The 879-nt window shown below is 41.0% G+C and carries 1 protein-coding gene; it reads right to left on the bottom strand.

The genetic code is table 11. The features are described from left to right. The coding region (locus OQ268_RS17780; protein WP_265858161.1) for a hypothetical protein at nt 1-879 on the bottom strand (879 nt) is incomplete at both ends.

Genomic DNA, 879 nt, shown 5'->3' with positions numbered 1-879 from the left:
GCCAAGGTTGCACCTGTTCCATCGATAACTGCGATTGAGGCATCTTCTGCCGTTAAATCTTTAGCAGAAATGTTGCTTGATGAAAGCGTTTGGTAAATCACAGAACCATCGGCCTGAACCACGCCAACTTTATCTTTATCTGTGGTTGCAGCTACCAATTTTTCAGCAGCAATGGTTTTGTCTGCAACCTTTTCACCAGTTACATTTTTATCTGCAAGGTCTGAAGTTTTAATTTCGCCGTCCTTAATTTTATCCGTTGTGATCGCATCAGCGCCAACTTTTGCATTAGTAACCGCAGCATCTGCTAATTTTTGAATGGAGATTCCACCATCAGCAACCTTAACTTTCGAGTTCACCAAAGTTGCGCCTGTGCCATCTGTAACTGCGATTGAAGCATCTTCAGCAGTTAAATCTTTAGCAGAAATATTGCTTGACGAAAGTGTTTGATAAATCACAGAACCATCTGCCTGAACCACGCCAACTTTATCTTTATCTGTGGTGGCAGCTACTAATTTTTCAGCAGTTATATTTTTATCTGCAAGATCCGCAGTTTTAACTTCGCCGTCTTTAATTTTATCCGTTGTGATCGCATCTACGCTAATTTTTGCATTAGTAACCGCAGCATCTGCTAATTTTTGAGTGGAGATTCCACCATCAGCAACTTTAACTTTCGAACTCACCAAAGTTGCACCTGTTCCATCGGTTATAGCGATCGAAGCATCTTCAGCAGTTAAATCTTTAGCAGAAATATTGCTTGATGAAAGTGTTTGGTAAATCACAGAACCATCTGCCTGAACCACGCCAACTTTATCTTTATCTGTGGTGGCAGCTACTAATTTTTCAGCAGCAATGGTTTTGTCTGCAACCTTTTCACCAGTC

Origin of the sequence: Pedobacter sandarakinus (assembly GCF_026240095.1) — a bacterium.
GTDB classification, from domain to species: Bacteria; Bacteroidota; Bacteroidia; order Sphingobacteriales; family Sphingobacteriaceae; genus Pedobacter; species Pedobacter sandarakinus.
The sequence above is the reverse complement of the archived record's forward strand: the minus strand, read 5'-3'. Positions and strand labels throughout refer to the sequence as shown.